The 23,143-nt window shown below is 63.1% G+C and carries 21 protein-coding genes; 6 read left to right on the forward strand and 15 right to left on the reverse strand.

The window, feature by feature from the left end; genetic code table 11:
• Nucleotides 1-12 precede the first annotated feature (12 nt).
• Entirely contained in the window at nucleotides 13-357 is a 345-nt protein-coding gene (locus GSQ90_RS20825; protein WP_158816823.1) for a DUF952 domain-containing protein, read from the forward strand.
• Nucleotides 354-1,424: a quinone-dependent dihydroorotate dehydrogenase gene (locus tag GSQ90_RS20830; protein WP_158816824.1), complete on the forward strand. Its 1,071-nt coding sequence runs from the start codon at nucleotides 354-356 to the stop codon at nucleotides 1,422-1,424. Before GSQ90_RS20825 ends, GSQ90_RS20830 begins: the two co-directional genes overlap by 4 nt.
• Nucleotides 1,425-1,456: 32 nt before the next feature.
• Here the strand turns inward: GSQ90_RS20830 and GSQ90_RS20835 are convergent, their stop codons facing one another.
• The 11 genes from GSQ90_RS20835 to cpdR form a co-directional block, all read right to left on the reverse strand.
• Nucleotides 1,457-2,650, reverse strand: a complete 1,194-nt coding sequence (locus GSQ90_RS20835) for an acyltransferase (protein ID WP_158816825.1) — start codon at nucleotides 2,648-2,650, stop codon at nucleotides 1,457-1,459.
• Nucleotides 2,651-2,760: 110 nt separating this feature from the next.
• Entirely contained in the window at nucleotides 2,761-3,036 is a 276-nt protein-coding gene (locus GSQ90_RS20840; protein WP_158816826.1) for a DUF6460 domain-containing protein, read from the reverse strand.
• A gap of 44 nt (nucleotides 3,037-3,080) precedes the next feature.
• Nucleotides 3,081-4,136 (reverse strand): 2-oxoacid:ferredoxin oxidoreductase subunit beta, encoded by a 1,056-nt coding sequence (locus GSQ90_RS20845; RefSeq protein WP_158816827.1) that lies wholly within the window; start codon nucleotides 4,134-4,136, stop codon nucleotides 3,081-3,083.
• On the reverse strand, nucleotides 4,133-5,968 hold the full coding sequence (locus GSQ90_RS20850; protein ID WP_158816828.1) for a 2-oxoacid:acceptor oxidoreductase subunit alpha: 1,836 nt from the start codon (nucleotides 5,966-5,968) through the stop codon (nucleotides 4,133-4,135). Before GSQ90_RS20850 ends, GSQ90_RS20845 begins: the two co-directional genes overlap by 4 nt.
• Complete coding sequence (locus GSQ90_RS20855) at nucleotides 5,950-7,740, reverse strand: FAD-dependent oxidoreductase (protein ID WP_158816829.1); 1,791 nt, start codon at nucleotides 7,738-7,740, stop codon at nucleotides 5,950-5,952. Before GSQ90_RS20855 ends, GSQ90_RS20850 begins: the two co-directional genes overlap by 19 nt.
• Nucleotides 7,741-8,168: 428 nt before the next feature.
• Nucleotides 8,169-8,603, reverse strand: coding sequence for a hypothetical protein (locus tag GSQ90_RS32160; protein WP_210254936.1), 435 nt, complete (start codon nucleotides 8,601-8,603; stop codon nucleotides 8,169-8,171).
• Between the two features lie 314 nt (nucleotides 8,604-8,917).
• Nucleotides 8,918-9,205 (reverse strand): hypothetical protein, encoded by a 288-nt coding sequence (locus tag GSQ90_RS20870; RefSeq protein WP_174247515.1) that lies wholly within the window; start codon nucleotides 9,203-9,205, stop codon nucleotides 8,918-8,920.
• A gap of 48 nt (nucleotides 9,206-9,253) precedes the next feature.
• Nucleotides 9,254-10,633, reverse strand: a complete 1,380-nt coding sequence (locus tag GSQ90_RS20875) for a hypothetical protein (RefSeq protein WP_158816830.1) — start codon at nucleotides 10,631-10,633, stop codon at nucleotides 9,254-9,256.
• A 157-nt stretch (nucleotides 10,634-10,790) separates the two neighbouring features.
• Nucleotides 10,791-12,431 (reverse strand): chaperonin GroEL, encoded by a 1,641-nt coding sequence (gene groL, locus GSQ90_RS20880; protein ID WP_158816831.1) that lies wholly within the window; start codon nucleotides 12,429-12,431, stop codon nucleotides 10,791-10,793.
• A 60-nt stretch (nucleotides 12,432-12,491) separates the two neighbouring features.
• Nucleotides 12,492-12,779 (reverse strand): co-chaperone GroES, encoded by a 288-nt coding sequence (gene groES, locus GSQ90_RS20885; RefSeq protein WP_158816832.1) that lies wholly within the window; start codon nucleotides 12,777-12,779, stop codon nucleotides 12,492-12,494.
• Between the two features lie 244 nt (nucleotides 12,780-13,023).
• A complete protein-coding gene (gene cpdR, locus GSQ90_RS20890) occupies nucleotides 13,024-13,404 on the reverse strand; it encodes a cell cycle two-component system response regulator CpdR (protein WP_158816833.1) in 381 nt (126 codons plus the stop codon).
• Nucleotides 13,405-13,701: 297 nt separating this feature from the next.
• On the opposite strand from cpdR, the gene GSQ90_RS20895 reads away from it, so the two are divergent.
• The 3 genes from GSQ90_RS20895 to GSQ90_RS20905 all read left to right on the forward strand — a co-directional run bounded on the left by GSQ90_RS20895 (nucleotide 13,702) and on the right by GSQ90_RS20905 (nucleotide 16,126).
• Nucleotides 13,702-14,619 (forward strand): N-formylglutamate amidohydrolase, encoded by a 918-nt coding sequence (locus GSQ90_RS20895; RefSeq protein WP_158816834.1) that lies wholly within the window; start codon nucleotides 13,702-13,704, stop codon nucleotides 14,617-14,619.
• Between the two features lie 377 nt (nucleotides 14,620-14,996).
• Entirely contained in the window at nucleotides 14,997-15,812 is an 816-nt protein-coding gene (hisN, locus tag GSQ90_RS20900; RefSeq protein WP_158816835.1) for a histidinol-phosphatase, read from the forward strand.
• 107 nt (nucleotides 15,813-15,919) lie between these two features.
• On the forward strand, nucleotides 15,920-16,126 hold the full coding sequence (locus tag GSQ90_RS20905; RefSeq protein ID WP_158816836.1) for a DUF2934 domain-containing protein: 207 nt from the start codon (nucleotides 15,920-15,922) through the stop codon (nucleotides 16,124-16,126).
• A 23-nt stretch (nucleotides 16,127-16,149) separates the two neighbouring features.
• Here the strand turns inward: GSQ90_RS20905 and GSQ90_RS20910 are convergent, their stop codons facing one another.
• The 4 genes from GSQ90_RS20910 to infC form a co-directional block, all read right to left on the reverse strand.
• Nucleotides 16,150-17,655 carry a hypothetical protein gene (locus GSQ90_RS20910; protein WP_158816837.1) on the reverse strand — a complete coding sequence of 502 codons (1,506 nt, stop codon included), beginning with the start codon at nucleotides 17,653-17,655 and terminating at the stop codon, nucleotides 16,150-16,152.
• 139 nt (nucleotides 17,656-17,794) lie between these two features.
• Complete coding sequence (locus GSQ90_RS20915; RefSeq protein ID WP_371418435.1) at nucleotides 17,795-19,864, reverse strand: ATP-dependent helicase; 2,070 nt, start codon at nucleotides 19,862-19,864, stop codon at nucleotides 17,795-17,797.
• Nucleotides 19,865-19,930: 66 nt separating this feature from the next.
• A complete protein-coding gene (locus GSQ90_RS20920; protein ID WP_371418421.1) occupies nucleotides 19,931-21,169 on the reverse strand; it encodes an MFS transporter in 1,239 nt (412 codons plus the stop codon).
• Between the two features lie 166 nt (nucleotides 21,170-21,335).
• Nucleotides 21,336-21,863 (reverse strand): translation initiation factor IF-3, encoded by a 528-nt coding sequence (gene infC / locus GSQ90_RS20925; protein ID WP_158816838.1) that lies wholly within the window; start codon nucleotides 21,861-21,863, stop codon nucleotides 21,336-21,338.
• Between the two features lie 397 nt (nucleotides 21,864-22,260).
• Here infC and GSQ90_RS20930 point away from each other — a divergent pair, with 397 nt between their 5' ends.
• Nucleotides 22,261-23,103, forward strand: coding sequence for a transporter substrate-binding domain-containing protein (locus GSQ90_RS20930; RefSeq protein WP_158817332.1), 843 nt, complete (start codon nucleotides 22,261-22,263; stop codon nucleotides 23,101-23,103).
• Nucleotides 23,104-23,143 lie beyond the last annotated feature (40 nt).

Below are 23,143 nucleotides of genomic sequence, written 5' to 3' on the forward strand. Positions count from 1 at the left end.
GAGACCGGCGATATGGCCTTGATCTTCAAGATCGCCGGCGCGGACGAATGGCGCGCGGCGGAGGCGGCGGGCGTCTTCGCCGGCGCGGCGGTCGACCGCGCCGACGGCTACATCCATTTTTCGACCGCGGCGCAGGCCGCTGAGACAGCGGCCAAATGGTTCGCGGGGCGCAGCGATCTCGTGTTGGCGGCGGTCGAAGTCGAAGCTTTGGGCGCCGCCTTGCGTTGGGAGCCTTCACGCGGCGACGCTCTGTTTCCTCATCTCTATGCGTCCTTACCGCTTTCGGCGGTGCGTTGGACGCGCGCGTTGCCGCTCGGCGCGGATGGACGCCACGTCTTCGGGAATCTCGACGCATGATGCGCGCGTTGAGCGCGCTGGCGCTTCCGTTTCTGTTGAAGCTGAAGCCTGAGACCGCCCATCGCGCCGCCATCGCCGCGTTGCGGCTGGCGCCGGCCGCCGCGCCGCCCTGCGATCCGCGCCTCGGCGTCGCGGCGTTCGGCCTCACCTTCGCCAATCCGCTTGGGCTGGCGGCGGGTTTTGACAAGAACGCCGAAGTTGCGCGTGGGTTGCTGGGCGCTGGCTTTGGCTTTGTCGAGGTCGGCACGCTGACGCCGCGGCCGCAGTCCGGCAATCCGCGCCCGCGCCTGTTTCGCTTGCATCGCGACGCGGCGCTCATCAATCGGCTCGGCTTCAACAATGGGGGGTACGCCGCCGCCCATGCGCGCCTGTCGCGCGCGCCTCTTGCCGGCATCCTCGGCGTCAATATCGGACCTAACAAGGATTCATCCGATCGCATCGCCGATTATGTGCTGGGCGTCCGGACGTTCGCCGATGTCGCAAGCTATTTCACGATCAACGTCTCCTCGCCCAACACGCCGGGGCTGCGCGATCTGCAGCAGCGTGCCGCGCTCGATGAACTCATCGCGCGCGTAATCGAGGCGCGGGACGCTTGCCCCACTCGCCGCCCCGTGCTCGTCAAGATCGCGCCAGACGTCGATCTTGCGACGCTTGACAATATTGTTTCGGTTGGCCGTGCGCGCGGCATCGACGGCATGATCGTCTCGAACACCACGATCAGCCGTCCGCCCGGGTTGAGCGGAGCCAGCGCCGATGAGAGCGGCGGCCTTTCGGGCCGGCCGCTGTTCGACCTGTCGACGCGAACGCTCGCGCGGGCATTTTTGCGCAGCGATGGCGCTTTTGCACTGATCGGCTGCGGCGGCGTCGATAGCGCGGCCGCCGCGCTCGCCAAGATCGAGGCGGGCGCCAGTCTTGTGCAGCTCTACACCGCGCTGATCTATCGCGGACCCGGGTTGATTGATGAGATCCTGTGCGGGCTCGCGCATGCGCTCGATGCGCGGCGGATCGCACGTCTCAATGAGATCGTCGGCGCCGCCGCGCCGGATTGGGCGACGGCAAAAAATTGAGCGCCGCACTTGGGCGGCCTAACTCGCCGCGTCTATTCGGTTGGCTGAAGGAGCGCCAAAGCCGGCCCCGCCGTCCGATTGACCGCCGTCGCCGGCTTGCCCAATCGCGCAGCGGGGGCTTCGACGAAACGCCAGGAGAGATAGGCGAGGCTTAAGGCGATCATCGCCGCCAGCGTGAAATTTCCCAGGGCGCCGCCCGGCGCGCCGAGCTTGGCGACCAGGATCTGCTGCACCGGAAAGGCATAGAGATAGACGCCGTAGGATAAATCGGCGCGGCGCGTCAGAGGGCGCAACAGCGGCGAGGGGGCGGTGCCGAAGGAGAGCACGATATAGGGCAATGCCGCGACGAGCAGCGTCTCCTGGAGAAGGGCGGGGCCCCGCATCGCCATCAGCGCGGCCAGCAAGGCGAGCGCGACGCCGCGATGAAGATATTTCTCCCATCCGCAGAGGGCGTAAGCGGCGCTGACCAGGAAATAGGGCGCCACCCCGAACCAGGCCCAGACCCGGGTGCCGTAGACGAGCCATTGTCCGATCCCGGGCGTCGGCAATATGACGAACAACGTCATCAGCGCGAAGGCGATCGCCGCCGCCGCAAAAATGCGATAGGCCCCGGTCAGTTTGAAGGCGAGGCAGGTGGCGACCGGCAGGATCAGATACATCGACATTTCAGCCGGGAGGCTCCAAAGGCTGCCATTGATCTCCATTGGCGCGATGTTGGCGGTAAAGACGCCCGGAAGCCGGTCGGCCGGATAGAAAGCGATATTGGCGAGATAGAGCCACGCGCCCGCGTCGCTGAAATAGGCGGAGCGCGAAAGGTCCGTCATCAGTGGACCGAGGACGAAGGCGGTCAGCAGCGTCACAGCGATAAGCCCGGGCATGATGCGCAGAAGCCGCCGCCGCAAATATCGGCCGGCATGGGGATCGCGCCGCCAGCTCGCGGCGATCAGATAGCCGCTGATCACGAAGAAGATTTTGACGCCCGCGGTGGCGACTCCGGCCCTGGCGAAGGTGGGGCCTGTTTCGCCGGTCAGCCGGAACGCATGTCCGTAGATGACCAGCAGCGCCGCAAGAAGGCGCAGCGCGTCGAAACCATTGTCATGCTTTGCGATGGGAATTGCGGACCGCCGGTCTGGCGCCATCGTCAAGTTGGCGCCGCGCGGCGTCCAATAGCTGAGGGACGGCGCCTTCAGCGCGGCCAGCGGCTTCTGCCAAAGCGCCAATGACACGCAGCCTCCACGGAATAGCCGCCCGAAAACTCCCACAAAGCTGTTAATTTTCGATGAGCCGCCGCCCAATGGCCGGCAAAGGCGTCGATCGGACTCGTCGTGCGAAGGAGCTAACGCGGCCGCCGCGCGTCGAGCAGGCGCATAACAAACCAGATCGGCACGACGACGATGGCGCCGGTCAGCAGGGTGCGCCCGAATTGATGGAAGTCGGTCAGCGCGAAGTCAACGAGCCGACGAAACAATTGCACGATTCCGTCGACAATGTCGCCGGGCTCGAATCCCCACATCACCAGCAGGATGCCGACGATGAAGGAAACAACGACCAGCCGCACCGCGACTGAAATGGGCGAGCCGCCGAGAAAACGGGCAAGCGCTGAACCGTCCATGCGAAAACTCCTCCGAGCCTCCGACCTTTAAGCGCAATTCCGCCCTATCGCAAAGACGCGTTGATCGCCTCGAGAGCCTTCGATCCGGGGCACAGCTCCGACTCGGCCAAGACGTTGAGCGGTCGGCTCGTCGTCTTCAGGCGTTCGTGCAGGTCGACCGCCTCGTCGTTCAGATAAATCAGTCCCGTGACGATCTCGCCTTCGATGCCATGCTTTTCCAGCACCGCCAGCGCCGCCGATTTGTCGCGCCAATCATGATCGGAGGCGAGCTTGTGAAAGCGGATGGCCGAGCCGTCATGCATGGCGACGACCTCGCTTTCGCCCTCCGCATAATCGACTTCGATCGGCGCCCGGCCCGTGATGAAATCAAGGGAATTCAGCGCGATATTATGCTCGCGCACATAATCGAAGCTTTTCGTCGAGCCCTCATGATTATTGAAGGCGACGCACGGCGAGATGACATCGATGAACGCCGCGCCGCGATGCTCGAAGGCGGCCTTGATCAACGGCACGAGCTGGGCTTTGTCTCCCGAAAAGCCGCGCGCGACGAAGGTTGCGCCAAGCTGCAAGGCGAGCGCGACGAGATCGATCGGCGAATCCGGATTGTCGACGCCCTTCTTGCTCTTCGAACCCTTGTCAGAGGTCGCCGAGAATTGTCCTTTAGTGAGGCCGTAAACGCCATTGTTCTCGACGATATAGACCATGTCGACGCCGCGGCGCATCGCATGCGCGAATTGTCCGAGGCCGATCGAGGCGGTGTCGCCGTCGCCCGAAACGCCTAGATAAATCAATTCGCGGTTGGCGAGATTGGCGCCGGTGAGCACCGACGGCATGCGGCCATGCACCGAATTGAAGCCGTGGCTCTGGCCGAGCATATAGGTCGGCGTCTTCGACGAACAGCCGATGCCGCTCAGCTTGGCGATGCGATGGGGCGGCAGGCTGAGTTCATAACAGGCGCGGATGATCGCCGCGCTGATCGAATCGTGGCCGCAGCCGGCGCAGAGGGTCGAAATCGCGCCTTCATAATCGCGATGCGTGAAGCCGAGCGCATTGGCCTCAAGCGCGGGATGCTGGAATTTTGGTTTGGCCAGATAGCTCACGAAACGGCCTCTCGAGTCAGCGGCGCCGCGAATGCGGACGAACGGGCGGCGATTTCGCGGCGGATGAAGCGAGCGGTGATCGGCGTTCCATCGTAATGGAGCACGGCGACCAGTTGCGCGGGATCGACGCCCAGGTCGGTCATCAGCAGCGTGCGCAATTGCGCATCGCGGTTCTGTTCGACGACGAAAACCTGTTCATGCGCGGCGATGAATTGGCCGACCTCCGCGCCGAAGGGAAAAGCGCGGATGCGCAGGGCGTCGACATGCACGCCCTCGCTCGCCAGCAGCTCGGCGGCTTCGCCCATCGCCGCCGCGCTCGAGCCATAATGGATCACGCCGATGCGCGTCGGCTGCGCGGCCTTGCGAAGCTCGGCGCGCGGCAGAAGCTTGCGCGCCGTGTCGAACTTGCGCAGCAGCCGTTCCATATTGTCGACGTAAGGGCTGCCCTCTTCGGTATAGCGGGCGTAGCGGTCGCGGCTGGTGCCGCGTGTGAAAAAGGCGCCGCGCGTGGGATGCGCGCCGGGAATCGTGCGAAAGGGAATGCCGTCGCCGTCGACATCGAGATAGCGGCCGAACTCGCGGCCGGATTCGAGATCGGCCGCCGACATCACCTTGCCGCGATCGAATTTGCGCGAATCGTCCCATCGGAATGGCGCGCAAAGATGCGAATTCATGCCGATGTCGAGATCGAGCATGACGAAGATCGGCGTCTGCAGCCGGTCCGCCAAATCGAAGGCGAGCGCGCCGAATTCGAACGCCTCGCCCGGGCCATCGGGAAACAGCAGCACGTGTCTGGTGTCGCCATGCGAAGCGAGCGCGCAGGCCAGCACGTCCGATTGTTGCGTGCGCGTCGGCATGCCGGTGGACGGGCCGCCGCGCTGCACGTCGAATAAGACGGCCGGAATTTCGGCGAAATAGGCGAGGCCGAGAAATTCCTGCATCAGCGAGATGCCCGGCCCGGATGTGGCGGTGAAGGCGCGCGCGCCATTCCAGCCTGCGCCCACCACCATGCCGATCGCCGCGATCTCGTCCTCGGCCTGAACGATTGCATATTTCTTTTCGCCCGTGACGCGATCGACCCGCAGCCGCGCGCAATTTTTTTCGAACGCCTCGGCAAGCGAAGTCGAGGGCGTGATCGGATACCACGCGCAGACGGTGGCGCCGCCATAGACCGCGCCAAGCCCCGCCGCGAAATTGCCTTCCGCCAGAATGCGATTCCCCACCGCGTCGCTGCGCGCCACGCGAATGCCAAGCGGGCAGACGAAGCGGGATTTGCAATCGTCATAGCCGATGCGCAGCGCGCGCAGGTTCGGCGCGATCAGGCGATCCTTGCCCTTGAACTGTTCGCCGATCAGCTTCTCGACCTCATGGATGTCGATGTCGAGAAGGGCGGCCAGCGCGCCGACATAGACGATGTTCTTGAAGAGCTGCCGCTGCCGCGGCTCTTTATATTCGCGCGTGCAGATGTCGGTCAGCGGCATGCCGAGCACGAGGATATCGTCGCGCAGTCTTGAAGCGGGGATCGGCCGCGAAGAATCATAAAAGAGATAGCCGCCCGGTTCGATCGAGGCGACATCCCTATCGAAGGTCTGCGGGTTCATCGCCACCATGATGTCGGTCCCGCCGCGCGCGCCCAGATGACCATCAGCGGTGACGCGAACCTCGTACCAGGTCGGCAGGCCCTGAATGTTCGATGGGAATATGTTGCGCGGCGCGATCGGCGCTCCCATGCGCAGGATCGACCGCGCGAACAGAAGATTGGCGCTGGCCGAGCCGGAGCCGTTGACGTTCGCAAAGCGAATGACGAAATCGTTTACGCCCTGGATCGGCATGCCTGTCCTGCTTGCGCCATCTCGAGAGTGAACTTCTGCATGTCCCAGGCGCCGGTGGGACAACGCTCGGCGCACAGGCCGCAATGCAGGCAGAGGTCTTCGTCCTTGGCCATGATCCGGCCGGTCTTGACCGGCTCCGACACGTAGATCGCTTGGGAAAGATTGGTCGCGGGCGCGCTCAGCGTGAGGCGCAATTCGTCTTCGGGCGCATTCGGCACGAAGGAGATGCAATCGAGCGGACAAATGTCGACGCAGGCGTCGCATTCGATGCAGGCCGGCTCGGAGAAAACCGTCTGCACGTCGCAATTGAGGCAGCGCTGGGCCTCCGACACCGCGAGGACCGGGTCGAAGCCGAGTTCGACTTCGGCGTGGATGTTTTTCAGCGCGAGCGGGCTGCCATTGTGCGGCACCTTGAAGCGGCGATCGAGCGCGATATCATTGTCATAAGACCATTCGTGGATGCCCATCTTCTGGCTGACCAGATTGGTCATCGGCGGCAGGCGCACGCTTGGACTTGTCCCCTGGCAAAAGGCGTCGATCGAAATCGCCGCCTCATGACCATGCGCGACGGCGGTGATGATGTTCTTGGGACCGAACGCGGAATCGCCGCCAAAAAATACCGAAGGCAGGCTCGATTGAAAGGTGAGCGCGTCGAGCTTGGGCAGGCCGGCGCGGTCGAACGCCACGCCGGAATCGGCCTCGATCCAGGGGAAGGAGTTCTCCTGTCCGACCGCGATCAGCACGTCGTCGCAGGCGATATGAACGTCGGGTTCGCCGGTCGGCGACAGGATGCGGCGGCCGCTGTCGTCTTGCGTCGCGGCGACCTTTTCGAAGGTCATGCCGGTCAGCTTGCCATTCTCATGAATGAAGGCTTTGGGCACGTGATAATTGAGGATCGGAATGCCCTCGTGAATGGCGTCTTCCTTTTCCCAAGACGACGCCTTCATCTCGGCGAAACCCGAGCGCACGATGACTTTGACATCGACGCCGCCAAGACGAACCGAGGAGCGGCAGCAGTCCATCGCCGTATTGCCGCCGCCCAGCACAATGACGCGCCGGCCGATCGCGCTGACATGACCGAACGAGACGCTCGCCAGCCAATCGATGCCGATATGAATGTTCGCCGCCGCCTCTTTGCGACCGGGGAGCTGGAGATCGCGCCCGCGCGGCGCGCCGCTGCCGATGAAAATTGCGTCATAGCCTTCGCCGAGCAGGGCCTTGAGGCTGTCGATGCGCCGTCCCGCGATGAAGGCGGCGCCGCCGTCGAGGACATAGCCGACTTCCTCGTCGATCACTGCGTCGGGCAGGCGGAATTTCGGGATCTGGCTGCGCATCATGCCGCCGGCGCGATGGTCGGCGTCGAAAATGACGATGTCATAGCCGAGCGGCGCGAGATCGCGCGCCACCGTCAGCGAGGCTGGTCCGGCGCCGACGCAGGCGATGCGCTTGCCGTTGCGCGTCGTCGGCGGCTTGGGCAGAAACGCTGAAATGTCGCCCTTATAATCGGCGGCGACGCGCTTCAGGCGGCAGATCGCGACCGGCTGTTCCTCGACACGCCCGCGGCGGCAGGCCGGTTCGCACGGGCGATCGCAGGTGCGTCCCAAAATTCCGGGAAAGACGTTAGATTTCCAGTTGATCATATAGGCGCCGACATAATCCCCGGCGGAGATCAGCCGGATATATTCGGGCACGGGCGTATGGGCCGGGCAGGCCCACTGGCAATCGACCACTTTGTGAAAGTAATCCGCTTGGGAGATATCGGTCGCCTTCACACAACTCTCCCCGGAGGCTTTTTGATCTTGTCCTCCGTCCGCTTTTTCTCGCGTTAATCGCCTGGGCTTCCAGTCCGATCCGCGAAGTTACATGCTAGCATCAAGTCCAGCTATATTTCCTCTATGTGTCAAGCAAAAACGCCGAATTTATGCCCGTTTGCCCCTAAAGTAGGGCGTTCGGCGCTCAACATTCGGTGATTTTCGGGGCAGCCGCCGCATAAAGCGCCGCAACGGGGCTTAACCGGGCCAAATCGCGCCGATTCGGATATTGGCCTTTTGTCGTCCTCGAAGGACCTCGCCGGCGCAGGGGCGCTTCGTCCTATTTTCCGCTTCGGCCCATAAGAAAGGGCGGCAGAAGCAGGATGCGGAATCAAGTGATGAAGGCGGGCTTCACCCCGCCGCACTTCCGTGCGCCCAGAGGCGGCGTATCAGGACTCGCGGCCGCTCGGCTTCACCATGGCCATCATCTCGCGAATGATGGCGCGTCCCTTGCGCGTTTCGCCCGTTTTGTCCTCGGGGTCAGCCTCGAAATGCGCCCGCATCCGGTCCGACATTGCGCTCAGCCTCAGATAAAGCTCTTCGCCGAACTTCCCCCGCGTCATCCGCAGCCCTTCGTTCAACTCGCGGAAGGTCTCATCGATGTAGCTCTTATCGCGGTAGCCGATGAATTTCGGCGAAGCGCGCATCATCCTGCCCAATAGGTCCCTGATGTCGATCACATTCATCATCTCTAGGATGATTTCGCGCCCCTTGATCGCGTCGTCCGTCTTGTCTTCAGGATCGGCCTCGAAATGCGCCCGCATGCGGTCCGACATCTCGCGAAGCTTGAGATACAGATCCTCGCCGAACTCGCCGCGTATCATTTGCAGGCCTTCGTTCAACTGGAGGAATGCAGTGTCTATATTCCGCCCGGGAAGGTAGCCTGTCCTATCGATGAACCTCGGCGAACTGAGCATCATCGAGCCCAAGACATCCATGACCTCGCCTACGTCCTGGGGGATGTATGGCTTGTAAGGTGGCATCGATTACCTCCAAGGTCCAAGTATGGCACGGCATGGGATCAGCCAGGCGCGTCACACTTTCATGAAGAGGGTCTCAGGGTTTCGGATGTTTCCGAACCAGGACATCACCCCCTCGTCGTGCGCCGTGCCGCATCGAGATGAGGCCGGCCAGTGTATCAGGATTTGCGAGCGCTCTGCTTCAGCAGGCTCCTCATCTCCATGATGATGGCGCGCCCCTTGATCGTTTCGTCCGTTCTGCTCTCGGCATCGGCCTCGAAATGCGCCCGCATCCGGTCCGACATCTCCCGGAGCTTGAGATAGAGCTCCTCGCCGAGCTTCTCCCGTATCTCCCGCAACCCTTCGTTCAACTGGAGGAAGACAGTATTGATGTTGTCATCAGGAAAATAACCTGTCTTGTCGATGAATTTCGGCGAACTGAGCATCATCATGGCCAGCAGGTCCATGATCTCGCCGACATTCTTAGGGACGTATTGTTTCAAACGCGGCATCGATCACCTCCAAGGCGCAAGCGAAGCGGGACGCGGGATCAGGTAGGTGTTGTTTTGTCCCAATTGGCTCGGGCGGACAATTACGACGGCCCATGGGCGCGAATCGGCGCCAAAGAACCCGCGAATTTGAGGGGTGGAAATTGTCTTCAAGGTGAGCGTCCAGTCGAACGAAACATCGCGAATCCTCGCATCGGGCACTGTGTAGGTTCTATTGGGTCCGGACGTATCATAGTCCCGATTGTTTATTGTTATTTCCGCACCAGAACCGTAAGGCAGCCCATATTCATCAAATTGTCTCCTGAGCAGATAACGGACCGAACTGTCTACAAAATTGCCAATCGCCTCCTCGCGCGACAAGAAGACATTGAGTCCTCCGGCGTTGAACTCGTTCACGCCCTCCGCATAGACCTTATCGACTGCTTTCTGCAGGAACCGTAAGGTCTCGACCTGCAGCGGGTTGACGTCGCCGCGCAGCTTGTAGAAGGCGACGGCGCGCTGCATGCGGAGGCTGTCGATGAGATTGTTGCGCCCCTCCCGGGATAGGCCGGCGATGCCGCCGGGGGGCAATATTTCCTCATCCACAAACCTTGGATCGACCGCCTTGATCTGCGCGACCAGAGAATAGTACTGCCCCAGCGTTGCATCCAAATTGGCCGCGCTGGCTATCCCGCTGATCCCGAAAAAACCGTCGATGGGCGCCACCGGGATCGCCAAGCCCGGGACGTTGCCGAGGCCGGGGAACACATCCTGCAACCTGGTGAAATCGGCCGGCGGGCCGTTCGACTTCGGCTCCTCTTCTTCCTCTGCGCCGACAGAAATCAGCGACGGATCATCGGCGCCGGGTCGATAGACCCCATCGTCGAGTGGTAAGGCCAACCGCTCCGGGCGCGCCTCTTCTGCGCGAGAGGAATTCCCGGCCGGCTTTACCACGGCCGTCGACGCGCCGCCGCCGTCAGCCGTCCATTGGCCGCCGCCGGCCTGTCTGGCCGGGACGCGCGGCTCATTTTCCCAGGCTGCGCCGTCCTTCTCGAGGTCGGCGATTTCAGCGAGCTTGGCCATAGCTCCCGGCTCCAGATCCGGGAAGCCGAGCAGCACAGCCCCGATGCCGGCTCGGCAAAGGTCGCCGGCTTCGAGCGACGCCGCCACACGGTGCAAGCCCCTATGCAAATGCAGGACGACTTCGTCGGGCTGCGCCCCATAGGCGGCTCGCAGGATGTGGCCGACCTTTTCGGCAGGCCGCACCTCACGTTGCCGTGCACCGCGCGCGTCCGGGCGAAATCGGACCAGGTCAGCCGCCCCCAAGGCGACGCCGTCCTTGTCGCAAGCGAGCCCCATGTCGCCCCGCGGGACGAGGCGGTACGAGTGTTCCAAAGCGATATTCATTTGCGCCTTGCCTGTCAGCCGAACTTGAGATATTATGTTCTTGTTTTGTTCTTTTTGTCAAGAATATGTTCAGGGACCGTCAGGCTGCCCTCGGCGCACAAAAAAGGGCGGCCGAAGCCGCCCTTTCTTGTCGTTTCGCGTAAGGCGAGAGGCTGGATCAGAAGTCCATGCCGCCCATGCCGCCGCCGCCGCCGCCCATCGGCATCGCCGGCTTGTCCTTCGGCACTTCGGCGACCATCGCCTCGGTGGTGATCAACAGGCCGGAGACCGAGGCCGCGTCCTGCAGCGCCGTGCGCACGACCTTGGACGGATCGACGATGCCCGCCTCGATCATGTCGACATATTGCTCGGTCTGCGCATTGAAGCCGAAGGTCTGCGACTTGTGCTCGAGGATCTTGCCCACCACGATCGAACCTTCGACGCCCGAGTTTTCGACGATCTGACGGATCGGCGCTTCGAGAGCCTTGAGCACGATGTTGATGCCGGCCTGTTCGTCGGCGTTTTCGCTCTTCAGCTTGGCGACCGCGGCCTTGGCGCGCAGCAAGGCGACGCCGCCGCCCGGAACGATGCCTTCTTCAACCGCCGCGCGGGTGGCGTTGAGGGCGTCTTCCACGCGATCCTTCTTTTCCTTCACTTCGACTTCGGTCGCGCCGCCGACGCGGATCACCGCAACGCCGCCCGCCAGCTTGGCCAGACGCTCCTGCAGCTTCTCCTTGTCGTAGTCCGAGGTCGTCTCCTCGATCTGCGCCTTGATCTGGCCGATGCGGGCCTCAATGTCGGCCTTCTTGCCTGAACCGTTGATGATCGTGGTGTTTTCCTTCTCGATGCGAATCCGCTTGGAGCGGCCGAGCATCTGGAGGGTCACGTTCTCGAGCTTGATGCCGAGGTCTTCGGCGATCATCTGGCCGCCCGTGAGGATGGCGATGTCTTCAAGCATCGCCTTGCGACGATCGCCAAAGCCGGGGGCCTTGACAGCCGCGACCTTGAGGCCGCCGCGCAGCTTGTTGACGACGAGGGTGGCGAGCGCCTCGCCTTCGATGTCCTCAGCGATAATGACGAGCGGCTTGCCGCTCTGCACGACCGCTTCGAGCACCGGCAGCATCGGCTGCAAAGACGAAAGCTTCTTCTCGTGGATGAGAATGTAAGCGTCGTCGAGTTCGGCGATCATCTTCTCGGCGTTGGTGATGAAATAGGGGCTGAGATAGCCGCGGTCGAACTGCATGCCTTCGACGACATCGAGTTCGGTTTCGGCGGTCTTGGCCTCTTCGACGGTGATGACGCCCTCGTTGCCGACCTTCTGCATCGCCTTGGCGATCATTTCGCCGATCGACTTGTCGCCGTTCGAGGAAATGGTGCCGACCTGCGCGACTTCCGCCGAGTCCTTGATCTTCTTGGAGCGCTTGGCGATGTCCTTGACGGCTTCGGTCACGGCCAGATCGACGCCGCGCTTGAGGTCCATCGGGTTCATGCCGGCGGCGACATATTTGGCGCCTTCGCGCACGATCGCCTGGGCGAGAACGGTCGCGGTCGTGGTGCCGTCGCCAGCCTTGTCATTGGTCTTGGAAGCGACTTCGCGCACCATCTGCGCGCCCATGTTCTCGAACTTGTCCTCGAGCTCGATCTCCTTGGCGACGGTGACGCCGTCCTTGGTGATGCGCGGAGCGCCGAACGACTTGTCGAGAATGACGTTGCGGCCCTTGGGGCCGAGCGTGACCTTCACCGCATTGGCGAGGATATCGACGCCGCGCAACATTTTCTCGCGCGCGTCAGAGGAAAAACGTACGTCTTTGGCTGCCATGGTTTTAAAACTCCTGACCCGCTACGGGTCTGAATGAGAAATCGTTCGGGTTCAGTCGGATCAGCCGACCACGCCCATGATGTCGGATTCCTTCATGATCAGAAGTTCCTGACCATCGATCTTGACTTCGGTGCCCGACCACTTGCCGAACAGCACCTTGTCGCCCTTCTTGACGTCGAGCGGCGTCAACTTGCCCGCTTCGTCGCGCCCACCGGGTCCGACGGCGATGATTTCGCCCTCTTGGGGCTTCTCTTTGGCGGTGTCGGGGATGATAATGCCGCCCTTCGTCTTCTCCTCGCCTTCAAGGCGACGGACGACGACACGGTCATGTAGGGGACGGAATTTCATGTCTTGCGTTTCCTATCTCGCGTGCGCCCGAGCTCTCCGGCCCAGGCTGGTTTCGTCTCATGGGACGGCCCGCTAGCACTCGCTGAGGGGAGTGCTAACAGGCCGGGCTGTAAATAGGGGGGTGGGTCGAGGCCGTCAAGGGCGGCCGCGCGCGCGAATCGTCCGCGGGTGCAGAAAAACATTTCTTGGTTGATGGCGCAGGGGGAGGGCCCCGCGCCGGCGCAACCCGGCCGATAGCCGCCGATCAGGCCGCGAGCAGACGCTGGACCTCGTTGACCAGATCCTTGAGGTGGAAAGGCTTCGACAGGATGCGGGCGTCTTTGGGCGCATTATTGTCGGGGTTGAGCGCCACGGCGGCAAAGCCCGTGATGAACATCACTTTGATTTCGGGATCGAGCTCGGTCGCGCGGCGGGCCAGTTCGATGCCGTCCATTTCCGGCATGACGATATCGGTCAGCAGGAGTTCGAACGGCTCTTCGCGCAAACGGTTGTAGGCGGATAGGCCATTATCGAAAGAGGCGACGTCATAGCCGGCTGTCTGAAGCGCCTTCACCAGGAAGCGGCGCATGTCGTTGTCGTCTTCGGCTAGGAGTATCTTGGTGGCGATTTCGGCCGGCGCGTTCATTATTTCCCCTCGATCTTGCAAATCATCATTGGTCGCCATCAGTAAAAATCGAGTGAAGGCGGCGACGAACCATCGAAATCCCTTGCGAACCAAACACCCTATTTGCGCGAAGCCGCGGCCGACGCGCCAGGCGGTCGATGCCCATTCCCTTCCCGCTCGTTCACTTTTACGGCGCCAGGCCTTGGTTAGCTCTCGCGCCGCGTCGCGTATTGAAGCATAGTTCCTCAGTCGTCTCGCTTTAGCGCATTTTCGGCGCCAGGCGAATGACGGGATGGCGTCCAGAAACGAGACAGGCGAATGCGGGACGAGATGCGCGGGGACGAAGGTCCGGAAGGCTCCCATTTCCAGGACGCTGATTTTCCCGCGGCTTTCGAGATTTTCGAGCCCGATAGTCTTGCAACGCCGCTGATTTTCAATTCGCCGCATTCCGGCCGATTCTATCCCCGACGATTTCTTGACGGCTCGCGTCTCGACGCTTTGACGTTGCGCCGTTCGGAGGATGCGTTCGTCGATGAATTATTCGCGCCTTGCATCGGCATTGGCGCGCCGCTGATGCGCGCGAACTTTCCGCGCGCTTTTATCGACCTCAATCGCGAGCCGTTCGAACTCGATCCGCTGATGTTCGAGGGCCGCCTGCCGTCCTTCGCCAATACGCGCTCGCTGCGGGTCGCCGGCGGGCTCGGCACGATCCCGCGCGTTGTCGGGGACGCGCAGGAAATTTACAAAGGACCCATCCCGATCGACGAAGCGATGGCCCGCATCGCGACTCTCTACAAACCCTATCATCAGGCCTTGCGAGGCCTGATCGACCGCGCCGCGGGCGCCTTTGGCGCGGCGGTGCTTCTCGATTGTCACTCCATGCCTTCCAGCATGGCGGACGGCGCGGCGGGCGATTTTGTGATTGGCGACCGCTATGGCGCGAGCGCGGCGCCGTGGATCGTTGAAACGGTCGAGAGCGCTCTTCGGCATGCCGGCTATTCCGTGCGGCGCAACAAGCCCTATGCCGGCGGCTTCATCACCGAGCATTACGGGGCCCCGGCGGCTTCGCGCCATGTCGTGCAGATTGAAATCAACCGCGCGCTCTATATGGATGAGCGCGCCATGGCGAAGTCGGAACGCTGGGACGAATTGCGCGCGGGCCTGTTCGCGATGGCCTCGCAGCTCGCAAGCCGGGTAGCGCGCGAAATCAGGCGGCCGCAGATGGCGGCGGAATGAGGAGCGGGCGCCGCTCGACGGGCCTCACCTAAAAAAGGAGGCCGCCTGTGTCGCCACAAGCGGCCTAAGTCTAGGGAGGAAACGCCCAAGGAGGGCATATGCGGCAGGTCATGCCGCACCGCAACAATATCGCCGTGCACCGCACCAAATGCAAGAGATTTTTTAGCGATGGTTCCGTCAAGGCGTTAGAATGGGACCCGTTCGGCGTTTTATTTTGTTCCAAAAATGGAAGCGATCGCAATCGCGTTTCGATATAATCATACAAAACAATGCTTTATGAAAACGGTTGGAATTAATGTTCTCGCCTCCATCATCGGAATAGGTATGGCACATATGCATTTATCGCAGGACTGTTGGGGGATTCGGGGAGGCGGGATATGACCGCCGTCGATTTCGCCGCCTTTGTCGAAAGGCTCGCCCAGATTTCCAGCGAGGTGATCGTCCCCTTCTTCCGCAGCGCGATGCGCGCCGAGGACAAATCGAAGGGCGGCGTTTTCGATCCGGTCACCGAGGCCGACCGCGCCGCCGAAGTCGCGATGCGCCGCCTGATCGGCCAGACATTTCCCGCCCATGGAATCATCGGCGAGGAATATGGCCGCGACAGGCCGGACGCCGAATATGTCTGGGTGCTCGATCCGATCGACGGCACCAAGAGTTTCATCTCGGGCCTGCCGATGTGGGGCACGCTGATCGGCCTCATGCATGCCGGCCGGCCCGTCTATGGCATGATGTCGCAACCGTTCACCCGCGAACGCTATTCCGGCGACGGCAAGCGCGCGCGATGGCGGGGCCTGGCTCTGCCGCGCGGCGATCTCGCGAGCGGCGAATGGACGAATCGCACGCTGCATACGCGCGCCTGCGCCTCGCTTGCCGAGGCGACGCTGATGACGACCAGCCCGCTATTGTTCAACGACGCGGACAGATCGGCTTATCTTCGGGTCGAAAAGCCGACGCGATTGGTGCGCTACGGCGGCGATTGCTACGCCTATTGCATGCTCGCGTCGGGTTTTGTCGATGTCATCGTCGAAGCCAACCTCAAGCCCTACGACATTGTCGCGCTCGTGCCGATCATCGAAGGCGCCGGGGGAATCGTCACCAATTGGGAGGGCGGCCCCGCCGCGCTAGGCGGGCGCATCATCGCGGCCGGGGACCGGCGCGTGCATGAAGAGGCGATGAAGCTGCTGGCGGGGTAGGCACGGGTGGAACCGGAGAACAGCCATCGGCGTTGACCCGTCATGTTGATGGAACAGCGCGACGAACGGGCTGTTGTCACGCGGCGCGAACCGGAGCGGAGAAAGAGATGGCTAATCCCGAACAAGCTTCCAACGACGAGGAAAAAATCAAAGCGCGGGCCTACGCCATTTGGGAAGAGGAGGGCAGGCCGGAGGGGGGCCATCTTGAACATTGGCGGCGCGCCGAACTGGAAGTCGGCGCGGCGGCGCCGCCGACCGCTCCGACCGAGACCCCTCAACCGATCCCACCGCGAAACGGCAAGGGCAAGATATGAGATAAGCCGCGCCGCTCTGCGACCTAATTGCCGGGGTCGAGCGGCGCGTCGATGAACAGATCGCGGCGGGCGGGGGGCGCTTCGCGTTCGCCCGGCGAGAAAATCGCGCTCGACCAGCCCACGATAAACCCCGCCGCCGCCGCGCAGAGCGCGCCGATCAGCAATCGCCCCGCATCGGGGACGCGGCTCTCCAATGCGCCAAGAATAAGGACCGTCGCCAGGCTGACGAAGGCGGCGGCGGCGGCATGGGTGGAGGTCGTGCGCGGGGAAAAGGCGAGCGCGAGAACGGGCGCGATCAAGCCGAGCGACAAAGCCGCCGCGCCGACGAGGGCGAGCTTCGGGTCGAAGGGAAGCCGGACAATCAAAGCCGCACAAAGCGCGATGAGCGCGAGCATCAGGGTGCGCGAGCGCGCCAGCCTTTGGCTCGCGAGCGGCATATAGCGGTCGTAGGCGCCGCCGGCGTTCGCTCCCCATGCGCGCGATGCGGAATGGACACCCGCGCCGGCCAGCATCAGGGCGGCGAGCAGCATGGCGCTGGACTTGAGGCCGCCCGTCATCGCCCCCAGCGGCGCGGGCCACACAACGAGATCGACGAAAGCGGCCAGAATGACGAACGCCGTGAAGGCGAGGCCAAACGCGCTTGCGCGCAAGGCCTGTCGTTGTCCAGAACCGCCGATGGCGGCGCTCGTCAATGGCGGCAAAGCGGCGATGGCGAGCGTGCTCGCCAGAACGACAAGGAATTGCGCCTTCGGATCGACCGCGTCGCCGGCGCTCCAGGCGCGCGCCAGCGCGTCGCGCCCGACGCCGGCGGCGCCGAGCAGCGGCGCGATCACGCCATCGCTTGCGAAGAATTGCATCGCGATCGGCAGAGCGAGGATGAGGATGATGATCCCCGCGCTCGCCGCCCCGCCCCAAAGCAGCCCGGCAAGACCGCCCGGCACGATCATCAGCGCAAGAATGATGGCGACGACTATCGCAGCCGTGGCGCGCGAGGGCGCAAACAGCGTCATGAACGCATCGACCGCCGTCGCCAATCCCGCCGCCGCGACAAGCGCGCCGATCGCAAACAGCAGGCCGGCGAAATAGAGCCTCAGCACAAGGCTGGGAAAGCGCGTCGCCAAGAGATCGCTGAGCGCGCTCGCATTCGTCGCACGCAGCAACGGCCCGATGACGAGCGCGCTGATGCACAAGCCGATTGCAACGCCGGCCAGGGGCAGTGGCGAATCGCCGGACAGGCGCAGGCAAAGAACGAGGCCCGCCGCGATCGCTGCGAAGGCCAATCCCGCATAAGGGGCGGGAATGGCGCGGTCGGCGGCGAAAAACGCCGGCACGCGCGTCGAGCGCGTCAGCACGCCCAGCAGCGCAAGGCCAGCCAAAGCGAAAAGCGGCCCCAGCGCATGCACAAGCCCTTCGGACGCGCCGACCCGCTCCAGCAGGAAGATCAGGCCGATTCCCATCAGATAGGCGGCGGCCGCGAAGGCGGCCCGGCCATCGATTTTCGCCCGCTCGCGTTCGCGTTGATCTGGCATGCGGCGCTTGTTGAGTTGGTTGGGCGAGGGGAAAATTCAGTTTTTGGCGTTTGCGGATTGCGCCGCAATCGGATGGCGGTTTATGCGCCAGGCGAGGCGGGGCGGCAAGCCGAGAGCCTTTTGGCGGATGCCGCCTCGCTCACCGCCACATCGCGCGCATGCGCGCGGCCAGATCGACGCGCGGGCCGTTCGCCACGCGCTTTTCCTCGGCGGGCATCGCGGGCCAGGCGATCCGCTCGAACAAAGGCAGCAGCTTGGCGGGGATGAAGCGGGTGCGGCTCGCCAGCACATGCCGGTCGCCGCCGCGCGGCTGATTGTGCACGAAAAACTTTTGCGGGACGATCAGGGTGAGTTCGTCCTTGGCGCGCGTCATCGCGACATAGAGCAGGCGACGCTCCTCCTCGATCTCGTCGGTCGAGCCAGTCGCCATTTCGGAGGGGATGCAGCCGTCGACGACGTTCAGCACGAATACCGAGCGCCATTCCTGCCCCTTGGCCGAATGGATGGTCGAGAGGACCAGATAATCTTCGTCAAGATGGGGCGGTCCCGATTCGTCGCTGGCGGCATTGGGCGGATCGAGCGTCAGTTCGGCCAAAAATCTTTCGCGCGAGGGAAAGGTCGCCCCGATCCGCTCCAAAGCTTCCAGATCGGCGATGCGCGTGGCGGCGTCCTCATAGCGTCCCTCAAGATGCGGGCGCAGCCATTCGATCACTTGCGCGAGATCGGCGGGCCAGGGCGCCTGGCCGCCGGCAAGGCTTCTCATCAGTTCCGCGAAGGGCGCAAAATCCTCGCGCGATTTGGCGGGCGCGGCGAAAGCGCCGAGCGCGGCGAAGCCGTCGTCGGCGCCGGCCGTTTCGATGATTTTGGCGGCGGTCGCGGGTCCGATTCCCGGCAGGATCTGCGCGACGCGAAAGCCAGCGATCCGGTCGCGCGGATTTTGGGCAAAACGCAGGATCGCCAACGTGTCCTTGACATGCGCGGCGTCGAGGAATTTCAGACCGCCATATTTGACGAAGGGGATGTTGCGACGCGTCAGCTCCAGTTCCAGCGCGGCGCTGTGATGGGCCGTGCGAAACAGGACCGCCTGCGATTTGAGGCTGCTCCCCGCTTCGCGATTCTCCAGAACGCGCGTTGCGACATAGCGCGCCTGATCGGTCTCTTCTCCGACGGTCGCCAGAACGGGCAAGACGCCCGAGGCGCGATCGGTCCAGAGATTCTTGGCGAAACGCTCGGCGGCCAGATCGATCACCGCATTGGAGGCCGCGAGGATCGGCTTGGTCGAGCGATAGTTCTGATCGAGCGTGATCAGCCTCGCCGGCGGATCGAAGGCGTTGGGAAAATCGAGAATGTTGCGCACCGTGGCGGCGCGAAAGGAATAGATCGACTGCGCATCGTCGCCCACCACCGTCAGCCCGCGCCCGCGCGGGCGCAGCGCGAGCACGATCTCGCCCTGCAGGCGGTTGGTGTCCTGATATTCGTCGACCAGCAGATGGTCGAAGCGGGCGGCGACCTCCGCGGCGATCTCCGGCTCCTGCATCATCTGCGCGAAATAGAGCAGGAGGTCGTCGTAATCGAGCACGTTCTGGCGCTGCTTAGCCTCGACATAGGCCGCGAATAGACCGCGCAGCGGTTCTTCGAAACTGGCGCACCATGGGAAATGTTTGCCGAGCGTCGCGGTGAGCGCCGTCCGGCCGTTGACCGTGCGCGAATAGATCGCGAGGCAAGTTCCCTTAGTGGGGAAGCGCTCCTTGGCGCCGGACAGGCCGCGCTCGTGCCGTTCAAGATTCATGAGATCGGCGGAATCCTCGCGGTCGTGGATGGTGAATTGCGGATCGAGGCCGAGGCGCAGGGCGTAATCGCGCAAAAGCCGGGCGCCGAGCGAATGAAACGTGCCGGCGAAGGCGGGCGTCGCGGCGGCCGCCGCGTCGGGCGCCAGTTTGCGCGCCAGCAGCCGCTGCACGCGCCGGTTCAGTTCGCCCGCCGCCCGCCGCGAAAAGGTCGCGAGCATGATCCGCTTGGGATCGGCGCCGCCCAGGATCAGATGGGCGACGCGATGGGCGAGCATATTGGTCTTGCCCGCGCCCGCGCCCGCGATCACCAGCAAAGGCGCGGGTCCGTCAGCCTCGCCCACGCCGTGTTCGACGGCGCGGCGCTGGGCTTCGTTCAATTCGCCGAGCGGAGCGGCGGCGACGGGGGAGGGCGCGCGAATCACTGCGGGGATCATCCCCGACAGCAATCATGTTTCGCCTTTTGTTCGCAAGGCGCCTGGCGCGCCTTACAGTCGCCGCGAGCGAATGTTGGGCAGGAAATAGGTCAGCAGCCCGATCGCCGGCAGGAATGCGCAGACCTTATAGACATAGGTGATGCTCGTGAGGTCGGCGAGCTCGCCGAGCAGAGCCGCGCCGATGCCGCCCATGCCGAACGAAAGTCCGAAGAACAGGCCGGCGACCGCGCCGACATTGCCTGGCATGAGCTCCTGCGCATAGACCACGATCGCCGAAAAAGCCGAGGCGAGGATCAGGCCGATCGCGACGGTGTCGACCGCGGTCCAGAACAGATTGAGATGCGGCAGCAGCAGCGTGAACGGCAGCACGCCGACGATCGATCCCCAGATCACGAATTTGCGCCCGAAGCGATCGCCGAGCGGTCCGCCCGCGAAAGTGCCCGCCGCGACAGCGCCCAGGAAAATGAACAGATAGACCTGCGAGTCCTGCACCGAAGCGTGGAAGGTCTGGATGAGATAGAACGTGTAATAGCTCGACAGGCTCGAGAGGTAGAACACTTTCGAGAAAACCAGCACGACCAGAATGGCGATCGAGCGAACGACCACTTTGCGCGGCAGGGTCGGCAACGTCGTCGCGGCGGCGCTTCTTGGCTTGGCGCGCCGCGCCGCGTGCCATTGGCTGACGCGCGTCAGGATTGCGATGCCGATCAGCGCCAGCGCGGTGAACCAGACGACCGAAGTCTGGCCGAAAGGCACGACGATGAAGGCGGCCATCAACGGCCCGAGCGACTGGCCGAAATTGCCGCCGACCTGAAACAGGGATTGCGCAAAACCGTGGCGGCCGCCCGAGGCGGCGCGCGCGACGCGCGAGGCTTCCGGGTGAAAGATCGCCGACCCCACCCCGATCAGGGCGACCGAGACCAGGAGCAGGGGATAGCCGCGCCCAAAAGCCAGCAACGTGAGCCCGCAAGCGGTGAAGAGCATCGCCACGGGAAGGGAATAGGGTTGCGGCCGGCGGTCGGTATAGAGCCCGATCAGCGGCTGCAGCAGCGAGGCCATCATCTGGAAGGTGAACGTGATGAGGCCGGTCTCAAAGAAAGTGAGGCCGAGCTGCTGGCGGAACACCGGATAGAGTGCAGGGGCGAGCGCCTGCATCATGTCGTTGAGCATGTGCGAAACGCTGATCGCGACGAGGATGCTCAACGTCGCGCTTTCCGCAACGCGACGGCTCACCTGCGCCGGGGCCGCCGCTTCAAGCGTCAGGCCGGAGGAATCTTGTGCAACGCTCAAGGGAGGACGTCCCGAATCATGCGTCGCCAGGACCGGCGGCGCGAGGAATAGCGGGGCTTTGAATAGCCCTCGCTCCCTTCTCTCGCCAGTGCGCAGTGCGCATGGCCCCCATGCGGTTCGCGGGTAGCTGGCATGTCAGTGAACGCGCCGCCAAGGGTGCGGGCGATTATCGGGGCGCGAGCACCATGACCATCTGGCGCCCTTCCATGAGCGGCTCGGCCTCGACCTTGGCGATGGTCGCCGTCTCCGATTTGACGCGCAACAGCAGTTTGAAGCCGATGTCCTGATGCGCCATCTCGCGGCCGCGAAATCGCAAAGTGACTTTCACCTTGTCGCCTTCGTCGAAGAAGCGGCGCACAGAGCGCATTTTCACTTCATAGTCGTGATCGTCAATGCCGGGGCGAAGCTTGATCTCTTTGATTTCAACGACTTTTTGCTTCTTGCGCGCTTCGGCGGACTTCTTCTGCTCCAGAAAGCGAAACTTGCCAAAATCCAGAATTTTGCAGACCGGCGGTTCGGCGTTGGGAACGATCTCGACAAGGTCGAGCGAAGCCTCGTCGGCAAGCTGCTGAGCCTCTGCGATTTCGACGACGCCGCGATTATGCCCCTCGGCGTCGATCAACTGAACCTGGTTGGCGCGAATGTCGCGATTGATGCGCGGCCCCCCTTTCTCCGGAGTCGCTTGGGCTTTCATGGGACGACGAATGGGGTATCTCCTAAGACTGTGAAAACGATCGGGTTGGGGTAAACGCCAGAGGCCCCGCAGCGAAACGCTACGAGGAATACACGGGGCCAAGATGTTCCATGGTTCGCGCGGTTAAGTCAATCGCGCCGCGGCGGTCTCCCAACATTTAACGACGAAGCGCGAAGATGGAATAGCCTCCAGGTCGCGAACGCCCTGAGACCGCGACGTCCAGAATAGATCGTCGCGTAGCGCGTTCCGCGCCGCCTGCCGTGAGCAGGACAATTTCCCTGTTCACTCTTGACAATCCATGGAGCCCGGCCTTCGATGGTTGAATCCAGTATTTCGGCCATACGTCCAATATAGCAGACATTCGTCGGGCGGGCTCAGCCATCAGGGGGAACATATGATGAAGTTTGGAATCAGCGCCGCCATCGCCGCTATTGCGACCCTGTTGGCCGTTCTGCCGGCGCAGGCGCAGGGAGCGTCCAGCAAGCTTGATGAAGTTCTCGCGCGCGGACATCTGGTCATGGGCACCGGCAGCACGAATGCGCCGTGGCATTTCAAGAGCGCCGACGACAAGCTGCAGGGCTTTGACATCGACATGGGACGCATCATAGCCAAGGCGCTGTTCGGCGATCCCGATAAGATCGAATTCGTCAACCAGTCCTCGGACGCCCGCATTCCGAACATCACGACCAACAAGGTCGACGTCGTCTGCCAGTTCATGACCGTCACCGGCGAACGCGCGCAGCAGATCGCTTTCACGATCCCCTATTATCGCGAAGGCGTCGGCCTCATGCTGAAGGCGGGCGGCAAATACGCCGATTACGCCGCCCTGAAAGCCGCGGGCTCTTCGGCGACCATCTCGGTGCTGCAGAACGTCTATGCGGAAAGCATGGTCCACGCGGCTTTGCCCGACGCGAAGGTGGATCAATATGAATCTGTCGACCTCATCTATCAGGCGTTGAACTCCGGCCGCTCGGACGCCGCCGCCACCGATCAATCGTCGCTCGCCTGGTACATGACGCAGAACCCAGGCCATTACAAAGACGCCGGCTATGGCTGGAACCCGCAAACCTACGCCTGCGGCGTCAAGCGCGGCGATCAGGACTGGTTGAACTTCGTCAACACGGCCTTGCATGAGGCGATGACGGGCGTGGAATTCGACACTTATTCGAAATCCTTCAAGACCTGGTTCGGCAAGGATCTGCCGCCGCCGCAGATCGGCTTCCCCGTCGAATATAAATAGGCTCGTCGCGACGGGCGGCCGCGTTCGCAGTCGCGCCGCC

The organism is Methylocapsa sp. S129, assembly GCF_009765995.1.
Classification (GTDB): domain Bacteria; phylum Pseudomonadota; class Alphaproteobacteria; order Rhizobiales; family Beijerinckiaceae; genus Roseiarcus.